Raw genomic sequence first — 18,309 nt, forward strand, 5'->3', positions numbered from 1 at the left:
CATGCGTAGTATACAATTACATAGAAACCGAACTCGTAACCTTAGGCATCTCTTTCTTGGTATTATATTGTTCGTAAGTGTTTTTGTTGTAGCGCAGCAAGACGCACAGTATACACAATACATGTACAATACGGTAAGCATAAATCCGGCTTATGCAGGTAGCAGAGGACAAATGAGTATTGCCGCATTGCATAGGTCTCAATGGGTAGGTCTCGATGGGGCACCAACTACACAAACGGTTAATATTCATTCCCCTATAGGGTATAGAGGTTTAGGAATGGGATTTTCTATTGTAAATGACCAGATTGGTCCAACCTCGGAAACTAATTTTGATATGGATGTTTCCTATACCATACAAATGGCAAAGGAAGCCCGTTTAAGTTTCGGTGTAAAAGGGAGTATTAATCTTTTGGATATCCGATTTTCGGAACTGAATCAATTTACATCCGATCAAACCTTACAACAGGATATCGATAATAGATTGTCCCCAAATGTAGGGGCAGGAATATACTATCATACAAACAAGTTTTATGCAGGTCTGTCTGTCCCTAGGTTTTTGGAGACATCACATTTTGAGGAATCGTCTCTATCTACGGCAAAAGAGCAGATGAATTTTTACTTTATTACTGGCTATGTTTGGGATGTAAATCGTTTTTTAAAATTTAAACCCACTGTTTTAAGTAAAATGACGCAAGGTGCTCCCTTACAGGTGGATGTTTCTGCCAACTTCATGTTCAATGATAAATTTATTCTTGGAGCGGCGTACAGATGGGATGCGGCCGTAAGTGGAATGGTCGGTTTTAATATATCCGATGGTTTTCTTTTAGGAATTGCCTATGACCGTGAAACTACGGCACTAGGAAGTGCAGCTTTCAATGATGGTTCTTTTGAGGTTATTTTACGATATGATTTCATATCCATAAAGGACAACATGAAATCTCCTAGATTTTTCTAGTTCAGCCTTGCAACATTCTATACTATTATCTATTTATTTTATGACCTTCATTACCCTAACTTACGCAAAGGTGTTATTTTTACGTAATGAAGGAAGAAGAGGTTATATTAGTCAATGAAAAGAATGAGCAAATTGGCACCATGCCAAAAATGGAAGCTCACGAAAAAGCACTACTGCACAGAGCATTCTCAGTTTTTGTTTTGAATGAAAAAGGAGAAACCATGCTCCAACAACGTGCAGGACATAAATATCATTCTCCCTTGTTATGGACCAATACCTGCTGTAGTCATCAACGGGTAGGTGAAACCAATATTCAAGCTGGTAAAAGAAGGTTACAGGAAGAAATGGGGTTTTCCGTGGATCTAAAAGAACTTTTTTCATTTATTTATAAAGCACCATTCGATAACGGATTAACCGAACATGAACTGGACCATGTAATGGTGGGTTACTATAATGAGGCTCCCGAGATAAATCCAGATGAAGTTGCAAGTTGGAAATGGATGACCCCAAAAGCCATTAAGGAGGATATTAGCAATAATCCTCATATCTATACAGCTTGGTTTAAAATAATATTTGAGAAATTCTACCAACATTTGTTGGATAACATCGAAAAAAAATGAAAGTAAAAGTTAGTAGAAAAGCGCATTTTAATGCAGCTCATAGACTTTACAGAAAAGATTGGAGCGATAAAAGGAACACTGAAATATTTGGAAAATGTAGCAACCCAAATTTTCATGGGCATAACTATGAGCTTATTGTTAGTGTGAACGGAGAAATAGACCCTGAGACGGGTTTCGTTATAGATGTAAAGGTACTTAAGGATTTGATAAAAGCTGAAATTGAGGATGCCTTTGACCACAAGAATTTAAATATAGAGGTTCCTGAATTCATGGAACTGAATCCTACGGCAGAGAATATAGCTGTTGTGACTTGGCAAAAATTAAGGCCACATATAGCCAAGGAACATGAGTTGGAAGTTGTGTTGTACGAGACACCTAGGAACTTTGTAACCTTTACTGGGTAATGGGTTTAAAAGTAGGCACCAAAATACCGTTTTTCACCCTCCCAGATAGTCAGGGAAATCCCTTTTCTATAAAGGAGCTTATTGGGAAAAAACCGTTTGTTATTTATTTCTACCCTAAAAACAATACGCCGGCATGTACGGCAGAAGCCTGTGATTTTAGGGATAGTTACCAAGACTTTGTAGCCTTAGGTGCAGAGGTTGTGGGCATTAGTGCAGATTCTACTAAAAGTCATGCGAGATTTGAACAAAAACACGAGTTGCCATTTATTTTATTGTCGGATAAGAATAATACGGTTCGCAAACAGTTTAAAGTAAAAAACAGCTTGCTTTTGCTTCCAGGAAGGGAAACCTATGTGGTAGATAAAACTGGTACCGTTCTCATGGTCTTTAATAATATGAATGCTGCTGAACATATGAAAAGGGCATTAAAAGCGTTGTCTTAAAGTAAGGAATATGGTTGTCTAAAAGACGGTTATGAGTATACACCCATTAAAATTTTATCCCATTTTGAAAGAGCGTCTTTGGGGCGGCACTAAATTAGGAGATGTCTTGCACAAGCCTGTATCAAGCGATATTACCGGTGAGAGTTGGGAACTGTCGGCAGTTGCTGGCGATGTTTCTGTAGTGTCCAATGGAGATTTGGTAAATACCTCCTTACAAGTTTTAATTGATAAATATCCAGAGGCTCTTTTAGGAAAAAGTGTGGTGGAACGATTTGGTAAAGAATTTCCTATTCTGATTAAATTCATCGATGCAAAACAGGACTTATCCATTCAACTACATCCCAATGATGAATTGGCACAAAAGCGACATAATTCTTTCGGTAAAACCGAAATGTGGTATGTAATGGATGCTGATAAAGGGTCGGAACTTATTGTAGGATTCAACACGAATGTGACCAAAGAGGCATATTCTAAAAGTTTAGAAGAAAACACATTATTGGAATTGTTGAATTATGAACCCGTAAAGGAAGGAGATACCTTTTTTATACAAACTGGAAAGATACATGCCATAGGGGCTGGGGTACTACTTGCGGAAATACAACAAACTTCTGATGTTACCTATCGCGTATTTGATTTCAATAGAAAGGACAAGGATGGGAATCTTAGAGAACTTCATACAGAAATGGCTTTGGACGCCATAGATTACGAAAAGAAAGATGATTTTAAGGTAGTTTATGATAATACATCTGATTGTGCCAATCTTATGGTAGACTCGCCTTATTTTAAAACGAATTTTTTAAATCTCACGCAGGACCTTGTTCAGGATACGACTAAAAGGGATTCTTTTACAATTTATATGGCTGTAGGCGGTGCTGCTCGTATAGCAACCAGCGAAGGAGAGGTAACTATAGTGAATGGAGAAACTGTGTTAATCCCGGCAATGGCAAATCGTATTAATATTAAAACAGAAGGTGCAAAGCTCTTGGAAGTTACAATTTAAAAGGAATCTAATTTTTACAAGCTTAAAGTTGTATTTTTGTAAAAAAATAATAGTAAAATGGCAAGTGTTCGAGATTTAAAAAAAGATATCAATTATGTATTAGGCGATATCATTGAAGCAGTTTACATAGTGGAAGCGGCAAATGGAAAACAGGATTCCAAAGAAGGTGCGAAAGTTATTGATGGCGCTATAGCGACTTTTGATGATTTAATTGCAAAAGTGAATCAAAAAAATGTTGAAAACAGAAAATCTCACTTAACTGCCGTGCGTTCCGAGTTGGAGACAAAGGCAAAAAGTTTGGTAGCCGATTTGAATAAACTAGGTTAAGCCTAAGGGCAAACAATAAAAAAAAAGCATCCGTAACGCGGATGCTTTTTTTTATTGTTTGTTTTTCTTAATGAAGGCTTGCAGCTCCCTTCCATATTTGGAGTTGGCAACACTGTCTGGTAGCACAGCCGCGATGGAATCCAAATACATACTATTGGCTTCCGGTATTTCTTTTACTGCTATATAAGGAGCAACATAGGAGTCCTTATTGTTTAATGCAAAATTAATTGCGTACACATAATTTCGTTGGATATTTCTAGTGTATAACATTTCAATACTGTCCATTTCCTGTTGGTTCAATTCCCTATCCATTTTGGCAGTCATTTGAATAAGCTCTAGCCCCCGTAGATTATTTTTAGACATTACCTTTAAATACTCTTCTAACTTTTCATGGCTTTTTGATCCAGTAATCTTAGCCTTGGTATCAAAGGAATTCCAGTTAGTGTTAATAGTAATAATACCAGGCTCTGCAAAAAAAGAAAGCCTGTCGTTTATATCATTGTTGTCTTTCTTGTCTAAATATAAATAGAATAATTCCGGACTTTCAAGTTCTGTTTTAAACGTAAAGTTTCCATCACCTTCAATTTCTAGAGAGTCAACCGTGACCAGGGTAGTGTCCTGTACATGTTGTAGGTATAAGGTCCCTTTTTTGAGTCCCTTAATGTTACCGTTCAGGGTCATTGTATTTTTGGTTTCTCCAGCGCAGGAGACTACCAAACATAGGATACTAAAGGAATATAGAAATTGTTTCATATTATTTTATTAGGGCGCAAATATCAATAAAATAATTGTAAATAAGCACGCTCTAAATCGATTAGTTTTTAATTACATCGTTGAGGCCACCTCCATTAAATAGGCACAAAAAAGAGCACCACCCGTACCTACTACATAACCAAGAACTGCTAATAATACCCCAACCGAGGTCAATGATGGATGAAATTCTGCTGCCACTACGGGTGCCGAAGCTGCACCACCAACATTCGCCTGACTACCGACCGCTAGGAAAAAATAAGGCGCCTTTATAAGTTTTGCAACTAAAATCATTAGACCTGCATGAATACCTATCCAAAGAAAACCTACTGCTATCAACCCGGGATTTTCCAACACTTTCCCTAAATCCATCTTCATGCCTATGGTAGCTACAAGAATATAAATGAACACGCTCCCTATTTTACTGGCACCAGCACCTTCATAGTTTTTTGCTTGCGTAAATGAAAGTAGTATACCAATTGTGGTAGCGAGGACCACCATCCAAAAGAAGCTAGAACCTAAAAAGGATAGAAAACTCTTCGTGTCGCTTATCGCACTAAAATTTTGCGTTAAGTATTCACTGATATTGTTTCCGAAAAAGTGAGCAATGCCTACCGCGCCAAAAGCTAGGCAGAGCATAATCATATAATCGTTAAGCGTTGGTACTCTTGTAATCTTATTGGTAAACTCAGTTACTTTTAGTTTTAGTTTTTCTATACTAGAGGTATCGGCTTTTAACCAAGTATCTATACGTTCTGTTTTACCAACCCCAAGCAAAACAATTGCCATCCATACGTTTGCGACCACAATATCGATCAGTACCATACCCCCATATTTTTCGGGATTATACTGGAATATTTCTAACATAGCTGCTTGGTTCGCACCTCCACCGATCCAGCTACCTGCGATTGTGGAAAGACCTCGCCAAGTAGCGTCAAAATCATTGCCACCAACCGTCTCCGGAGAGAAAATTGAAACTAATAGAATAGCGATAGGACCACCAATGATAATTCCTGTAGTACCAGTAAGAAACATGATCAAAGCCTTAGAGCCTAGATTGGCAATAGCTTTTAAATCAATGCTCAATGTCATTAATACCAGTGCGGCTGGTAATAAATATCTACTTGCCATAAAGTATAGGTTGGACGTTTTATCTGAAATAAGACCGCTGCTTGCTATAATTGCGGGCAATAGATAACACATCAGTACAGCTGGGATTATAGTATAAAACTTCTTCCAAAAGCCGGTCTTTATGCTGGAGGTATAAAAAATAAGGCCTAATACTATGGCCAGAAGACCAAAAACGATGGTGTCATCAATAATAAAAGGTTCTAGGCCGGTATTTTCCATGGTTACAATCGAAGTTTTTCAAATATAGTTAAATAACGAATTGGTGTTGGATAAAGTGGGCAACCCCGTCATCCGTATTTGCCAACGTAACATAATCGGCAATTCTTTTCACTTCGGTTCTAGCATTCGCTACAGCTACGCCATACCCGGCAGCTTTAAGCATTTCAATATCGTTATAATTGTCCCCGAATGCGATTATATTCTTAAGCGATTCTGTTGGTTTTAGAATGTGAGCTATGGCCGTACGTTTAGAAACGGATACCGGAGTAATTTCGATTAAAGTATCGTTAGAACGATACATGTGAATGTCTTTACTGAGCTTGCTCTCCAGTTGCGGCATAATGATATCTGCACTATGTTTACTGCACATTAGCATTACTTTATGTGCACCAATGTCCTTTAAGTGGGATAGACTAGTTTTCGTTGATTGGAAAATAGGTTTGGTATTTGTGTGTTTAATTTCTTTTTCTACACGGTCCGATGTATGGGCAACAAACCAATTATCGTTTTCATACAAACCCAGATCTATTTTTAAAGGTGAGGACAATTCAAAAATTTGCTCTAAAATATCGGATGGAATTAGGGTGGAAGAAAGCACTTTACCTTGTTCCAAAACCAAGGCGCCATTGTAGCAGACAATTGGTTGTTCTTCTATACCCAATCGCTTTTGCAGATAGTACATTCCGTTTGGCATTCTTGCGGATACCAAAATAATCCGAACCGTATTTCGTATGCGTTTAATTTGTTGGACGGTGAATTCAGAGACATTATTTTTAGTGGTAAGCAGGGTCCCATCCAAATCGGAACAAAGTAGGTTATATTTCATTTTAGATATTTAACCAGTAGGAAAGTTTTAGGTTAATGGAACGGAACCTTGGCGCAAACGTGTCTACGAAGTAATTGTCATTATACACAAGAAAAAGATCGGATAAGGGGGCGAACCGCCATTGTAATCTGGAATTTATTCCTAAGTTATCCCTCTGGTTGCTGTATTGTATGAGTGTAGACCAGAAAATGGATTTGCTAAACGTAATATCTACGTTAGGACTAATTAACCAAATATTGGCGCTTGAGTAGGGTGCAGGTAAATCTATTTGGTCATAATTGAACTGTAAGGAAACAAAGGCTTTGGGCTGAAAACGCAATGTCATACTACCTTCTAAAGAGAATCTATTTCCGTTGAAAAACCGACCTACTGTTGACTGGACGTCATAAGAAAATAGTTTTCGCTGATCGGACTGATATCCAAATTCTATGTTGTTATAATGATAGTCTTCATTTTCAGGTAAGGGTACAGCGCCTGCTGTACCAGTCGGGTCAAAATCATCAAACAGAAAGGTATAGGAATTTGTAAATTCTACCCGTGCTTGGGACTGATTATTAAATTGCACTTCGTAGGTGGCTTGGTGATCATAATCTGTATTTAAAAAATCTCTACTAGGGCTCCAACGTATATTTGAAAAGTACCGCAGCGAATGATTTTGGGCAATTCCTGTTTTAGGCCAGAACACACGTTCGGCACTCAGCAGCGTCTTAAAGAGATCGGTCCTACGTACAAAGCCCAGATCCGAACGAAAATCTTCGTCTATAAAAGTACCTTTAGCAAATACGTTGAATTTCCTTGTATTGTATCGAATAAGTGCGCTTGATGCAAGGTTTCCTTTACTGTCGTCAGGTTGAAATGATTTGTGGGTGATAAATGAACCGTTCCAAGTATTATCTTTTGAAGCAAGATTATAATCCATACCTATAACGCGGTTATATTCATCTTCGCGTTCTACAAAGTCATAGGTTTTGAATGATTGCTTGTTGATGAAGAAAACACCAATGTTAGAGCGTGAGAAAACACGCTGTTGTAAGGCTAGCATCGTGTTATTGTTAGATGGAATCCTATTTTCCAAATCCTCTGCGGTTTGAATATTTAAAAGTCCCACCCTAAGGTCTTTTGTTAATTTACCGCTAAGGCGCGCTCCTCCAATAAGATTGTTTTCTATGGTGTTGCCAACGGTATCCCTTGCGATACCAATACGTCTTGAGAAAAATGGACTAAAATCAAAACCGTTGCCAAAACTTGCAAAAAGATCATTATTATCTATAAAAAATTGTCGTCGTTCCGGCAGCGCAATTTCAAAACGGGTAAGGTTGGTTATAAAATTATCGACCTCTACGGTAGAAAAGTCAGGGTTTAACGTGAGGTCTAGATTTAAACTGTTTCCTATGGATACTTTAGCATCCGCTCCAACTTTTAAATTGTTGAGGTTATCCCTATTTTCATAGTCACGTGCCGCTATACCATTTACGTAGGGAATCAGTGCTAAGGGTGTTCTTGATTTTCCCAAAGGTTTGTCAAATATCATATCTCCCATAAAGGCCAGATTGTATATTTGCTGATTCTGTGGAATTCTTGTCCATGTACTCCTTTCGTTAGACTGGGTTTCTATACGATAGCTATTAAAGCGCCATTTGGTAGCACCTTCTTCAAATTTTAAGGAGGTGAGCGGTATAATCATTTCCGCAGTAAAGTAATCGTCATAGATTTTGGCATCCCCTTTCCACTTCATGTCCCAAGCCAGATTAAAATCATCCTGACCTGTACCCCCATTTGCGATTAGAGCTTCACGGCGAACACCAAAAGGGTTGATACCAAATAAAAAAGCATTTGTGCCGTCATTAAATGTGTCAAAAACTAGGGAAAAACTATCACTTCCGCTACCTCTAAAATCACGCCTTAGAGATTGTGTAGCGTAATTTTCACCACTGGAATAAGCTTTAATGCCTACATATAGATTCTTGTCATCATAGAGTATTTTGATTTGCGACTGCTTTTTTGCCTGAACAGAATCTAGAGGGAAATATTGCCAGAAGTCATCGGCACCTTTATCTGCCATCTCCCAAATGGGTTCATCCAGTACACCGTCTGCAGTAATAGTTTCTGAAATAAAAGCTACCGTAAAGGATTTCTGGTATTCCTGTCCTAAAACATTTAAGAAGCTAAAAAGAAGTGTTGCAAAGGTTAAAGCTCTAGTCATAGTCTATTTTGAGTTCTTTATTTTAGATAATATGATAAATCATAGATTTATATTTTAGTGTTTATTTCTTTATGATGGACGTTAGTTAAATATTCAACCAATAAGACAATTTTAGGTTAATTGACCTAAATCTAGGAGCAAATAGGTCAACCGAATAATTATCGTTGTACACGATAAAAAGGTCTGATAAAGGTGCAAAACGCCATTGTAACCTAGAGTTGACTCCCAAGTTATCTCTTTGATTGCTATATTGAACTAAAGTTGACCAAAAAATCGACTTGCTAAAGGTAATGCCTAAACGGGGACTAAGTAATATAATGTCTGCGCTAGAGAAGGGCTGGGGCAATGCTATCCTGTCATACTGTGCGTTAAACCCGATACGGACTTTTGGCTGTAAGCGTATGTCAAAACCAGTTTCCAAAGAATATCTATTACCGTTGAAGAAGCCGCCATATCCCGGTTCTATAGAGTATGAGAATACCTTACGCCTATCGGACTCAAATGACATTTGAAAGCTATTGAAGTTATAGCCTAGGTTCCCTGGTAAGGGAATGGCGCCATCATTTCCTGTAGGTTCAAAATCATCCGTCAAGAACACGTATCTTCTAGAAAACTGAGCACTGAGTTGTTCAAGACTCTTAAACTCCGCTGTAGTTTCAAGTGAAATAGCATGGTCCGTAAGATCAAAATCCAAACCAGGGCGCCATATTACTTCGTTAAAAATTTGAGCTTCGTAGTTATTTACTAGTCCTTTCTTTGGCCAAATTCGTCCTTCAAAGATATTTACAACTTTCACGATATCCTTTCTTGGAATAAACCCAAGGTCGGAGCTAAAATCTTCATCAATTTTTACCGCATCTACAAAAGCGGAAAAGTTTCTGGTATTCTTGCCTAAGAAAAACCCAAAAGAGTTGTTACCCTCGCTATCATCTGGTTGAAAGGATTTGTGGGCATAGAATTTCCCAGTCCAACTATTGTCTTCAGAAGCTAAGTTATAATCAATACCGATCACACGATTAAACTCTTCACTGGGTGGTAAAAAATCCGAAGCCCCTATTGCTTGTCTGTTGATAAAGAAAACACCTAAGTTAGATCGTGAAAACATTTTTTGCTGTAAGGAGAGCATCATGTTATTGTTGGACGGTATTCCATTTTCGCCATCCTCCTCCGTTTGCAGATTTAAGAAACCCAACCGGAGATTATTGTTAATTTTTCCGCTAAGCCTAGCCCCACCTATAATTCGGTTTTCTATGGTGTTATTTGCGGTATCTCTTGCAATACCTATTCTTCTGGAAAAAAATGGATTTGCATCCCGGCCACCTCCAAAGCCCCCGAAAAGGTCATTATTATCAATAAAAAATTGGCGCCGCTCAGGTAAGGCAATTTCAAAACGCGTAAGATTGGTGATAAAATTATCTACCTCTACAGTAGAAAAATCAGGATTTAAGGTAAGGTCAAGGTTTAAACTATTCCCCACCGCTATTTTTGCATCAGCACCAACTTTAAAATTATTTTGGTTCTGGTTATTTTCAAAGTCTTTCGAAGAGATACCGTTTACATAAGGAATCAGCGCTAATGGTGTTCTAGATTTGCCCAGGCCTTTTTCGAAAACCATATCGCCCATGAAGGCTAGGTTAAAGATAAGTTGATTTTGAGGAATGGGAAACCATGTACTTTGCTCATTGGACTGCATATCAAAACGGTAACTATTAAATCGCCATTTAGTCTCACCTTCCCTAAATTTAAATGAGGTAAGCGGAATAATAAGCTCCGCAGTATAATAATTGTCATAAATGACAGTCTCCCCTTTCCATTTAATATCCCAAGATGTGGTAAAACCCTCTGTTCCGGCCCCTCCGTTGGTAATTAAAGCTTCTCGTCTTACGCCGTACGGGTTGGTTCCGAACAAAAATGCATTGGTGCCATCATTGAACGTATCAAAGAGTAAGCTGATATTATCATTGCCTCCAGCTCTAAAATCGCGCTCTAATGAAGGGATTACATAGTCTTTTCCTATAGCGTTTATGCGGATACCTATATATAGGTTCGTATCATCATAGAGCATTTTAATGTCACTCTGCTGTTTCGCTGGAATCGAATCGGAGGGAAAGTATTGTTGAAATGTATTGGCACTTTCCGCCAAGGACCAAATAGATTCATCTAGAGCACCATCTAAGATTATTTCGTCCGAAATGTATTTGACCGTAAAGGATTTTTCTGAAGTTTGGGAGAAAGTATAAAGGGATACAAATAAAAGTGCGATCGCACTTAAAACCTTAGTCATTTTGAGTTGAATTAGCTAAGCTTCAAATTTAAGGGTTTACTGTGTTAAAACAATCCTAAAGTCAGTCCGTTTTTTTTGATTTTGGGTCACGTTTGGCTTGTGTTAAACTTTTCATAAGCATCCATTCAATTTGTCCGTTGGTGCTTCTAAACTCATCAGCTGCCCACTTTTCAATAGCTTTGAGCATATCTTCGTTTACCCGTAATGCAAATGCCTTTTTTTTACTCATTATTTTTAATAAATACTACAATGGTCTGTGCAAGCTGTCCTACAAAAACAATAATTTGATTTCGCTAATTAAAAGTTTATCTGTTCTTATCCCGTTCAAAAACAATCGACGTAAAATTTTCATATATAAAAGCCACACGCCAGCCTTGTTGGGCGTATTTGTTAAGGGTGTCTTCTAAGCGCTTATCATTTCCGGTCAGACCCATTTTCCATGTGACTACTTTATATTCCTTCATTTTTCTTAAAATATCTATTGATTACGGTTTGTGCTTGATTTTCTTTTTGAGTTCCTATGAGGAGAGAATCTCCATTTTTTAATTTTAGTTGAATGCCTTTGTTTCCTTTAACGTTCAATGCTTTACCTCCCATTCCCCATCTATAGCCCCAACCCCCGAACTCTATAAGCGGTTTGTATGTTCTGGTACCAACTTTTTCTATTTTATCCCAGTCTAGCATTTTTGGTTTTAGGTGAATAGGGAAAAATTGATAACTAATTCCTTTTTCATCAATTCCCGTAGTTAATTTAAAAAGGACAAAGAGGAGAAGTACAAGGAATATAGTGCCGAAGCCAATCCAGAAACCAGTATCAAAAGCACTATTATTTTTAAAATCGGATTGTACCCAATTAAGAATGGGTTCTGTTAGTACCGCAATGGTGGTTGTTGCTAAAATCAACCATAACCACCATTGTGTAAATCGTTGTGTTTCATTAAAAACACGCATCATCTAATGATTTAAGGTTCCCGTATTTACTATAGGAGATGCATCTTTGTCCGAACATAGCACCACCATAAGATTGCTCACCATTGCCGCTTTGCGTTCTTCGTCCAATGTAACCACTTCTTTTTTGCTCAGCTCATGTAGTGCCATTTCTACCATACTTACCGCACCCTCTACAATTTTATGACGCGCCGCTACTATGGCAGTCGCTTGTTGTCTTTTTAACATAGCGTTCGCAATTTCCTGTGCGTAGGCCAAGTATCCTATTCTAGCTTCCAGCACCTCTATACCCGCCATAGAAAGACGTTCTTGCACTTCTTTTTCCAAGGCATCACTTACTTCGTTTACGCTGGAACGTAAGGTAATATCCTCATCCAAACCTTCATCGGCAAAATTATCATAGGGATACATGCTCGCTAGTTTTCGAACTGCGGCATCGGTCTGTACACGAACAAAATTTTGGTAATCATCTACTTCAAATGCTGCTTTGTAAGTGTTCGTCACGCGCCATACCAAGATGGTGCTGATCATGACCGGATTTCCAAGTTTGTCGTTTACCTTAAGGCGCTCACTGTCAAAATTGCTAGCCCGTAAGGATATTTTCTTTTTGGTAAAAAAAGGATTTACCCAAAACAGTCCATTTTGCTTTATGGTACCTATGTACTTTCCAAAAAGAAGCAGCACCCTAGAACTATTAGGATTGACTAAAACAAAGCCTGGAATTGTAAGCACGGCTGCAAAAATCATGAAAGCCCCTACATAAATTCGAAGTAGCAAAACACCTCCAACCAATAGGATTAATAGAACAAAAAGCATAATGTAGCCGTTAATTGGGCTATGGTTTTTTTCAGTTGACATAATTTATGATATTAAATTGATATCATAAATATATCAATTAATTTTAATTAATTGTTTTTATTCTGAAATTTTTTACGCTTTGTTTTGTTCGGGTTTTTAAAAAGGCGTTTAAAAAAACCATCTCTTTTAACTGGATCACAATCCAGAGCCGTTAGCACGGATGATGACGGTTTAGGAAACTTAGCGTTGGTAATTCTCTTGAATTCGGCATCTGAATTTAATTTTTGATAAAATAATGCGAAAAGCGGTAAAGCGGCATTTGCTCCTTGTCCTAGGCTCGTATTTTTAAAGCCAATTTCATGGTTGTCCAAGCCTACCCAGGTAATATGCAAAAGCTTTGGTGTTAAGGCAACAAACCAAGCATCTTTGTTGTTTTGGGTTGTTCCCGTTTTTCCAGCGATATCATTTGTTAGGCCGTAAGTGGATCTAATTCTGGATGCTGTTCCGGAATTGATGGTCGCTTTCATCATTTCTATCATTACCTGACCATTTTCCTCTGTGAACGCAGGTTTCTCACTAAGTTTAGTTTCAAATTTAGCAAGGACATTATCTTCCTGATCTGTTACGGTCTTAATAATGATGGGTTTAATTGATTTTCCTTTATTCGAATAACTGGTGTAGGCCGTAGCCAATTCTGTCATTTTAATTGCCCCCGTTCCTAAGGCCAACGAAGGTAAGCTTGGAAGTTTTTCTTGGATACCCATTTTTTTGGCTTGGTTTAAGACATTACCAATACCCGTCTCTTCCATCACCTTAACCGCTATGGTGTTTACCGACTTGCTTAGGCCTTCCTCCATCGTGTAGTTTAAGTATGCTTCCTCTTTTGTGCCCGAATTGCTGGGAGACCAACCCTCTAAGTTATCGTAGGCTACTTCTTGTGCCGAAAAATACGTGCATGGGGCAATACCATTTTCTAAAGCTGCGGTATATACTATAGGTTTAAAAGTTGAACCTACTTGGCGTTTACTTTGAGATATATGGTCGTATTTAAAGCGTTCAAAATTGATTCCTCCGATCCATGTGTAGACTTCACCGGTTGTAGGGTCTAAGGATAAAGAACCCATATTTAAAAATTTGATATAATGTTGCAGGCTGTCAAAGGTGCTCGCCTTTCTAGTTATATCGCCTTTCCACGTCGTTAATGTCATTTGTTTTTTATCACTTTTGAGCTTTTCAATAATTTCTGTTTCGTTAAGTCCGGATTTCTTTAGCCTTCGATAGCCATCGGTTTTCCTTAGTGCGTTACGTATTAGTTTTTTGTTCTTAAGCCAAGGTGCATTGTTCCCATAACTCTGTTCAAATGCTTCTTGTAGTGTACCCATGTGTTTTACCATTGCCTCCTCAGCTATCTGCTGCATTTTATAATTAAGAGTCGTATATATTTTTAAACCTGAGGTATATAGATTAAGATTGTTTCCGGTACTATTTTCTTCTTCTATCCAACGTAAGAGTTGTTTACGTACCTCTTCCCTAAAATACGGTGCTATGCCAGAATTGTAGTCGTAATCCCTATAATCTAATTCAAGGGTTGTGGATATGGTATTATCTGTTTGTTCCTTTTCTAGAAAACCATTATCGTTCATTGCCGTAAGCACCAAGTTACGTCTTGTCGTGTTCTTTTCGGGGAATAGTCTTGGGTTATAGCTGTAGGTAGCTTTTAACATACCTACCAAGCTAGCGGCCTGCACAACGGAAAGGTCTTGCGAACGTACATTAAAGAATTTTAAAGCGGCACTTTCAATACCAAAGGTATTATCACCAAAGGATACGGTATTTAGGTAATGTGTGAGAATTTCCTCTTTTGAATAAACAGACTCCAGTCTTTTAGCTATGATCATCTCCTTTACTTTATCTATAACCAAATGGGCAGACTTTCTATCTTTTCTCGGATATAGATTTTTGGCTAGCTGTTGTGTAAGTGTACTGCCACCACCGGAAGAAGTATCTCCCATGAGTATGGTTTTAACGCCGACCCTTAGTAAGCTTGGGAAATCTACACCGGAATGCTCGTAAAACCGTTGGTCTTCAATTGCTATCAATGCCTGTAGTAAATGATCGGGAAATTGTTCAAAGGAAATCGGCTGGCGGTCGTTCAAATAGTACTTGCCTATAAGTACACTGTCTGCCGAAAAGACTTCGGAAGCTACCTGATATTTGAGATTAGCTAGTTCTTTTTCTTTGGGAATTGGCCCCCAGGCGCCAAGATATATGCTCATTACAAAAATCAGAAGTACCATACCAAAGCCTAGGACAAGCTTTAGAATAACTTTTAAATAGTTAGACCTTCCTTTTTTTTGAATCGACTTTTTCCTTTTCATTGCTGCAAGTTCTGATTATATTCTTTTCCGCCCATATATTTAACAATACCTTAAAATCGGATGTTCTATTTTTGCGCAAAATTATAAGAATGAAAACGAAATACATACTGCTACTCTTTTTAGCTGTACAAATTACATTTGCCAACGACATGGAATGGTCCAAAACGGGTCATAGGGTTACAGGAAAGGTTGCGGAACAATATTTGACCAGAAAGGCAAAAAAAGCCATAGCTAAATTACTAAACGGTCAAAGCCTTGCAGACGTTTCTACATTTGGTGATGAAATAAAGGCCGACAGAAACTATAGGGAGTTTAGCCCTTGGCATTACGTTAATTTTCCTTTGGATAAAAAATATACCGATGTTGAACCCAGCATAGAAGGCGATATTGTAGCAGGGATAAACAAGTGTATAGCCGTGGTTACGGATAAAAACAGTTCCTTGGAAGATAAACAGTTTTACTTAAAATTTCTGGTACACCTTGTTGGTGACTTGCATCAGCCTTTGCATGTGGGTAGAAAGGAAGATAAAGGAGGCAATGATATACAGGTACAATGGTTTGGCCGTGGTAGTAATCTGCATAGGGTATGGGACAGTAATATGATAGATGATTACGGTATGGGCTATACCGAACTGGCTTCAAATTTGCCCAAGCTTTCCAAGGAACAAGTAAAAAACATTGGACAGGGCGACGTCTATACTTGGGTAGAGGAGTCTCAGGAATTGGTCAAACAAGTTTATAACTCTGCCGAGGTAGGTGAAAAAATAGGATATAGATATAGCTATGATTGGTGGTCTACAGTAGAGCAGCAATTACAGAAAGGAGGCATTCGTTTGGCCGCTGTACTAAACGATATGTTCAAATAGGACCTGTTAATCATTTAAATTACCGTTTAGAGATTTTGTTTCCAGTAATCTGTTTTTGGCGAGAGCACTTGAAGCGATCAACGCCATCCATGCGCAGTTTAGCATGTTTGGTAGCTCTACCCTGAACCCTTTTGCGCCACATGCGAAAACTACTGGGTTTCATTTCGCGGCGCATTATTTCTATGGTCTCCTGTTCGGATATGCCAAATTGAAAGCTGATTGCATCGAATGTAGTGCGGTCTTCCCAGGCCATTTCTATAATACGATCTAGTTCGCGGTCTGTAAATTCTTTTTCCATAGCGCGGTAAAGATACAACCTTGGTTTTATAATCTAAAATGTTGCTTGCTTGCTGCTTTATGCATCATGTTTAAAAAAAAGATGGATTACCACCTAGTCGTTAGGTTTTAGCGGTAGGCACAAGTTGTTCGGTAAAATATTAAATATTCATCGTATTTACTTAAAACGTTAAGCATAACACTTGAACTACCTAATCACTCGAAACGTTAGGTTGATGCGTTCTCCAATTGGTTTCGCAGTTTTTGGAATTTGATGTTTCCAAAAATGTTGGGTTTCTCCCTGCATTAAAAGGAGACTGCCGTGTTCCAGTAGTAGTTTGTATTTTGCATCTGACATGCTATTGTGTTTCAGATGAAAATAACGAGGAGCGCCTAAGCTTATGGAAGCGATTACCGGGTTTTGGCCTAATTCTTTTTCATTGTCCGCATGCCAGCCATTGCTGTCCTTTCCGTCCCGGTATAAATTCAATAGACAGGTGGTAAAGTTGCATTGGGCAATGGTTTCAATCTTTTCCTTTAAGGTTTTAAGTTCTATTGAGAATTCATGGGGTTTCATGGTAATATTGGAGTAGGAGTAGGGTTTTTCGTTATTGGCATATAATGCTGTAAGTCTGGGTTGTGCGTACACTTTGCCAAAAACTTTAATGTCGTCCTGTTGCCAAGGTGTCTTGTTTTTTAATACTCTAAAATAGTCATTGGCAACTGCTGTATCCATAAAATCGGGATAATAGGAAATGTCACTATTGGGTAAATCTAACCGTTGAGGTTCTCTGTTGAACAATTGTTGCATTAGGATATTATGGCTTTGAGTTGATTTCGATATTCTGAAGGGTTTTGTCCCGTAAAGGCTTTGAACGATTTATTAAAATGGGAGAAGTTATTAAAACCACATTCAAAGCATACTTCGGTAATGCTAAGTGGCTTTTCAGCTAAAAGCTTTGAAGCATGTACTAACCGGTACTCATTCACAAACTGCACAAACGTCTTATTAGTTATTTTTTTAAAATAACGACAAAAGCTGGGAATGGTCATGCTCACCATATTCGCCATTTCGTCTAAGGTAATTTCTTCTTTAAAACTATTTTTAACATGGTTAAATACTACATTGATGCGATCATTGTCCTTTATATCCGTAGCCAACGAGAAGCCTTCAGCATTTAAAAGTTGTATTTCTTTAGATGTGGCTAGTTCGTTTAGGATGTTAAGGATAGATAGCAAACGTTGAAAATCGGTCTGATATTCCAGCACTTCAATTTTCTCTCCTATTTTCTTTTTTGTCTTTCCAGAAAATGTGATTCCGCCGTTCGCTATTTCAAATAATGCCTGAATCTTTTTCATTTCGGGAATATTAAAAAAATCGTTCCCTAAAAAATCAAGCTTCATTTGTATCACTGTTTCGCTCGTGTTTCCGGTCAGCCGGTCCGTTAGTCCGCAATGAGGTAGGTTGCTTCCTATAAGGATGAGTTCTCCGTTGGTGTAATAGGATACGTGACTTCCTATTTGCCGCTTTCCAGAACCACCGTTAACATATACCAATTCAATTTCTGGGTGGTAGTGCCATTCGTAATTTTTGTTCAATTTGGATTCATCAAATTTTTGATAGGTAAAGGAATTTCCAAAAGTAGGTGCAATTGCTTCGAACTTCGGTTTTTGAGTCATCATAGGCTTTACTAAATCTAGGATAAAATTAAACAACCTTTATAAAGGCATTATTTACAAAATTAACCAAAATATATGCAATATTACCTTAATGATATATTTTGGTTCATTCTTTGGTTAAAATAGAACATAAAATGGAAAACTATGCTGTAGTGTGTGTTCTTATTCGCTACTACATTTGCAGTGTAAAAAGTATCAATC

20 protein-coding genes are annotated in these 18,309 nt (G+C 38.0%); 7 read left to right on the top strand and 13 right to left on the bottom strand.

All coding sequences use genetic code 11. From position 1 onward, the window contains the following. Window position 1: 1 nt before the first annotated feature. The 6 genes from MS6x_RS15580 (at window position 2) to MS6x_RS15605 (ending at window position 3,749) form a co-directional block, all read left to right on the top strand. Window positions 2-955: a PorP/SprF family type IX secretion system membrane protein gene (locus MS6x_RS15580; protein WP_482603374.1), complete on the top strand. Its 954-nt coding sequence runs from the start codon at window positions 2-4 to the stop codon at window positions 953-955. Window positions 956-1,041: 86 nt separating this feature from the next. Continuing rightward, window positions 1,042-1,575 carry an isopentenyl-diphosphate Delta-isomerase gene (idi, locus tag MS6x_RS15585; protein ID WP_482603375.1) on the top strand — a complete coding sequence of 178 codons (534 nt, stop codon included), beginning with the start codon at window positions 1,042-1,044 and terminating at the stop codon, window positions 1,573-1,575. Then, window positions 1,572-1,979: a 6-pyruvoyl trahydropterin synthase family protein gene (locus MS6x_RS15590; RefSeq protein WP_482603376.1), complete on the top strand. Its 408-nt coding sequence runs from the start codon at window positions 1,572-1,574 to the stop codon at window positions 1,977-1,979. Before idi ends, MS6x_RS15590 begins: the two co-directional genes overlap by 4 nt. Continuing rightward, window positions 1,979-2,422, top strand: a complete 444-nt coding sequence (locus tag MS6x_RS15595) for a peroxiredoxin (RefSeq protein WP_482603377.1) — start codon at window positions 1,979-1,981, stop codon at window positions 2,420-2,422. The genes MS6x_RS15590 and MS6x_RS15595 overlap by 1 nt, the downstream gene beginning before the upstream one ends. A 37-nt stretch (window positions 2,423-2,459) precedes the next feature. Continuing rightward, window positions 2,460-3,422, top strand: a complete 963-nt coding sequence (locus MS6x_RS15600; protein WP_482607180.1) for a type I phosphomannose isomerase catalytic subunit — start codon at window positions 2,460-2,462, stop codon at window positions 3,420-3,422. Between the two features lie 57 nt (window positions 3,423-3,479). Then, entirely contained in the window at window positions 3,480-3,749 is a 270-nt protein-coding gene (locus MS6x_RS15605; protein ID WP_482603378.1) for a hypothetical protein, read from the top strand. A 51-nt stretch (window positions 3,750-3,800) separates the two neighbouring features. Here the strand turns inward: MS6x_RS15605 and MS6x_RS15610 are convergent, their stop codons facing one another. From MS6x_RS15610 to MS6x_RS15655, 10 genes are all read right to left on the bottom strand, one after another. After that, window positions 3,801-4,502, bottom strand: coding sequence for a DUF4369 domain-containing protein (locus MS6x_RS15610; RefSeq protein ID WP_482603379.1), 702 nt, complete (start codon window positions 4,500-4,502; stop codon window positions 3,801-3,803). A gap of 72 nt (window positions 4,503-4,574) precedes the next feature. After that, window positions 4,575-5,849 (bottom strand): DUF819 family protein, encoded by a 1,275-nt coding sequence (locus MS6x_RS15615; protein ID WP_482603380.1) that lies wholly within the window; start codon window positions 5,847-5,849, stop codon window positions 4,575-4,577. A gap of 28 nt (window positions 5,850-5,877) precedes the next feature. Then, window positions 5,878-6,675, bottom strand: a complete 798-nt coding sequence (locus MS6x_RS15620) for a Cof-type HAD-IIB family hydrolase (RefSeq protein WP_482603381.1) — start codon at window positions 6,673-6,675, stop codon at window positions 5,878-5,880. A 1-nt stretch (window position 6,676) separates the two neighbouring features. Next, window positions 6,677-8,878 carry a DUF5916 domain-containing protein gene (locus tag MS6x_RS15625; RefSeq protein ID WP_482603382.1) on the bottom strand — a complete coding sequence of 734 codons (2,202 nt, stop codon included), beginning with the start codon at window positions 8,876-8,878 and terminating at the stop codon, window positions 6,677-6,679. A gap of 85 nt (window positions 8,879-8,963) precedes the next feature. Further along, complete coding sequence (locus MS6x_RS15630; protein WP_482603383.1) at window positions 8,964-11,162, bottom strand: DUF5916 domain-containing protein; 2,199 nt, start codon at window positions 11,160-11,162, stop codon at window positions 8,964-8,966. A gap of 61 nt (window positions 11,163-11,223) precedes the next feature. After that, the gene (locus MS6x_RS15635; protein ID WP_482603384.1) at window positions 11,224-11,391 is read right to left on the bottom strand and encodes a type II toxin-antitoxin system antitoxin; all 168 of its coding nucleotides are present in this window, start codon (window positions 11,389-11,391) and stop codon (window positions 11,224-11,226) included. Window positions 11,392-11,467: 76 nt separating this feature from the next. After that, a complete protein-coding gene (locus MS6x_RS15640; RefSeq protein ID WP_482603385.1) occupies window positions 11,468-11,626 on the bottom strand; it encodes a DUF4177 domain-containing protein in 159 nt (52 codons plus the stop codon). Further along, window positions 11,613-12,116, bottom strand: a complete 504-nt coding sequence (locus MS6x_RS15645; protein WP_482603386.1) for a hypothetical protein — start codon at window positions 12,114-12,116, stop codon at window positions 11,613-11,615. The genes MS6x_RS15640 and MS6x_RS15645 overlap by 14 nt, the downstream gene beginning before the upstream one ends. Then, a complete protein-coding gene (locus MS6x_RS15650; RefSeq protein ID WP_482603387.1) occupies window positions 12,117-12,968 on the bottom strand; it encodes an SPFH domain-containing protein in 852 nt (283 codons plus the stop codon). 47 nt (window positions 12,969-13,015) lie between these two features. Beyond that, window positions 13,016-15,286 carry a transglycosylase domain-containing protein gene (locus tag MS6x_RS15655; RefSeq protein ID WP_482603388.1) on the bottom strand — a complete coding sequence of 757 codons (2,271 nt, stop codon included), beginning with the start codon at window positions 15,284-15,286 and terminating at the stop codon, window positions 13,016-13,018. An 89-nt stretch (window positions 15,287-15,375) separates the two neighbouring features. Between MS6x_RS15655 and MS6x_RS15660 the strand changes: the two genes are divergently transcribed. After that, window positions 15,376-16,152, top strand: a complete 777-nt coding sequence (locus MS6x_RS15660; protein ID WP_482603389.1) for a S1/P1 nuclease — start codon at window positions 15,376-15,378, stop codon at window positions 16,150-16,152. Between the two features lie 19 nt (window positions 16,153-16,171). Here MS6x_RS15660 and MS6x_RS15665 read toward each other — a convergent pair whose 3' ends face one another. The 3 genes from MS6x_RS15665 to MS6x_RS15675 all read right to left on the bottom strand — a co-directional run bounded on the left by MS6x_RS15665 (window position 16,172) and on the right by MS6x_RS15675 (window position 18,111). Further along, window positions 16,172-16,450, bottom strand: a complete 279-nt coding sequence (locus tag MS6x_RS15665) for a TIGR03643 family protein (RefSeq protein WP_482603390.1) — start codon at window positions 16,448-16,450, stop codon at window positions 16,172-16,174. Between the two features lie 186 nt (window positions 16,451-16,636). Then, window positions 16,637-17,239, bottom strand: coding sequence for an alpha-ketoglutarate-dependent dioxygenase AlkB family protein (locus MS6x_RS15670; RefSeq protein WP_482603391.1), 603 nt, complete (start codon window positions 17,237-17,239; stop codon window positions 16,637-16,639). Next, entirely contained in the window at window positions 17,239-18,111 is an 873-nt protein-coding gene (locus MS6x_RS15675; protein ID WP_482603392.1) for an AraC family transcriptional regulator, read from the bottom strand. The genes MS6x_RS15670 and MS6x_RS15675 overlap by 1 nt, the downstream gene beginning before the upstream one ends. Between the last annotated feature and the right edge of the window lie 198 nt (window positions 18,112-18,309).

Source organism: Maribacter sp. MS6, assembly GCF_056839185.1.

Coding starts and splice junctions, on each gene's coding strand:
- MS6x_RS15580 (WP_482603374.1), top strand. CDS start 2: ATGCGTAGTATACAATTACATAGAAACCGAACTCGTAACCTTAGGCAT.
- idi (WP_482603375.1), top strand. CDS start 1,042: ATGAAGGAAGAAGAGGTTATATTAGTCAATGAAAAGAATGAGCAAATT.
- MS6x_RS15590 (WP_482603376.1), top strand. CDS start 1,572: ATGAAAGTAAAAGTTAGTAGAAAAGCGCATTTTAATGCAGCTCATAGA.
- MS6x_RS15595 (WP_482603377.1), top strand. CDS start 1,979: ATGGGTTTAAAAGTAGGCACCAAAATACCGTTTTTCACCCTCCCAGAT.
- MS6x_RS15605 (WP_482603378.1), top strand. CDS start 3,480: ATGGCAAGTGTTCGAGATTTAAAAAAAGATATCAATTATGTATTAGGC.
- MS6x_RS15610 (WP_482603379.1), bottom strand. CDS start 4,502: ATGAAACAATTTCTATATTCCTTTAGTATCCTATGTTTGGTAGTCTCC.
- MS6x_RS15615 (WP_482603380.1), bottom strand. CDS start 5,849: ATGGAAAATACCGGCCTAGAACCTTTTATTATTGATGACACCATCGTT.
- MS6x_RS15620 (WP_482603381.1), bottom strand. CDS start 6,675: ATGAAATATAACCTACTTTGTTCCGATTTGGATGGGACCCTGCTTACC.
- MS6x_RS15625 (WP_482603382.1), bottom strand. CDS start 8,878: ATGACTAGAGCTTTAACCTTTGCAACACTTCTTTTTAGCTTCTTAAAT.
- MS6x_RS15630 (WP_482603383.1), bottom strand. CDS start 11,162: ATGACTAAGGTTTTAAGTGCGATCGCACTTTTATTTGTATCCCTTTAT.
- MS6x_RS15635 (WP_482603384.1), bottom strand. CDS start 11,391: ATGAGTAAAAAAAAGGCATTTGCATTACGGGTAAACGAAGATATGCTC.
- MS6x_RS15640 (WP_482603385.1), bottom strand. CDS start 11,626: ATGAAGGAATATAAAGTAGTCACATGGAAAATGGGTCTGACCGGAAAT.
- MS6x_RS15645 (WP_482603386.1), bottom strand. CDS start 12,116: ATGATGCGTGTTTTTAATGAAACACAACGATTTACACAATGGTGGTTA.
- MS6x_RS15650 (WP_482603387.1), bottom strand. CDS start 12,968: ATGTCAACTGAAAAAAACCATAGCCCAATTAACGGCTACATTATGCTT.
- MS6x_RS15655 (WP_482603388.1), bottom strand. CDS start 15,286: ATGAAAAGGAAAAAGTCGATTCAAAAAAAAGGAAGGTCTAACTATTTA.
- MS6x_RS15660 (WP_482603389.1), top strand. CDS start 15,376: ATGAAAACGAAATACATACTGCTACTCTTTTTAGCTGTACAAATTACA.
- MS6x_RS15665 (WP_482603390.1), bottom strand. CDS start 16,450: ATGGAAAAAGAATTTACAGACCGCGAACTAGATCGTATTATAGAAATG.
- MS6x_RS15670 (WP_482603391.1), bottom strand. CDS start 17,239: ATGCAACAATTGTTCAACAGAGAACCTCAACGGTTAGATTTACCCAAT.
- MS6x_RS15675 (WP_482603392.1), bottom strand. CDS start 18,111: ATGATGACTCAAAAACCGAAGTTCGAAGCAATTGCACCTACTTTTGGA.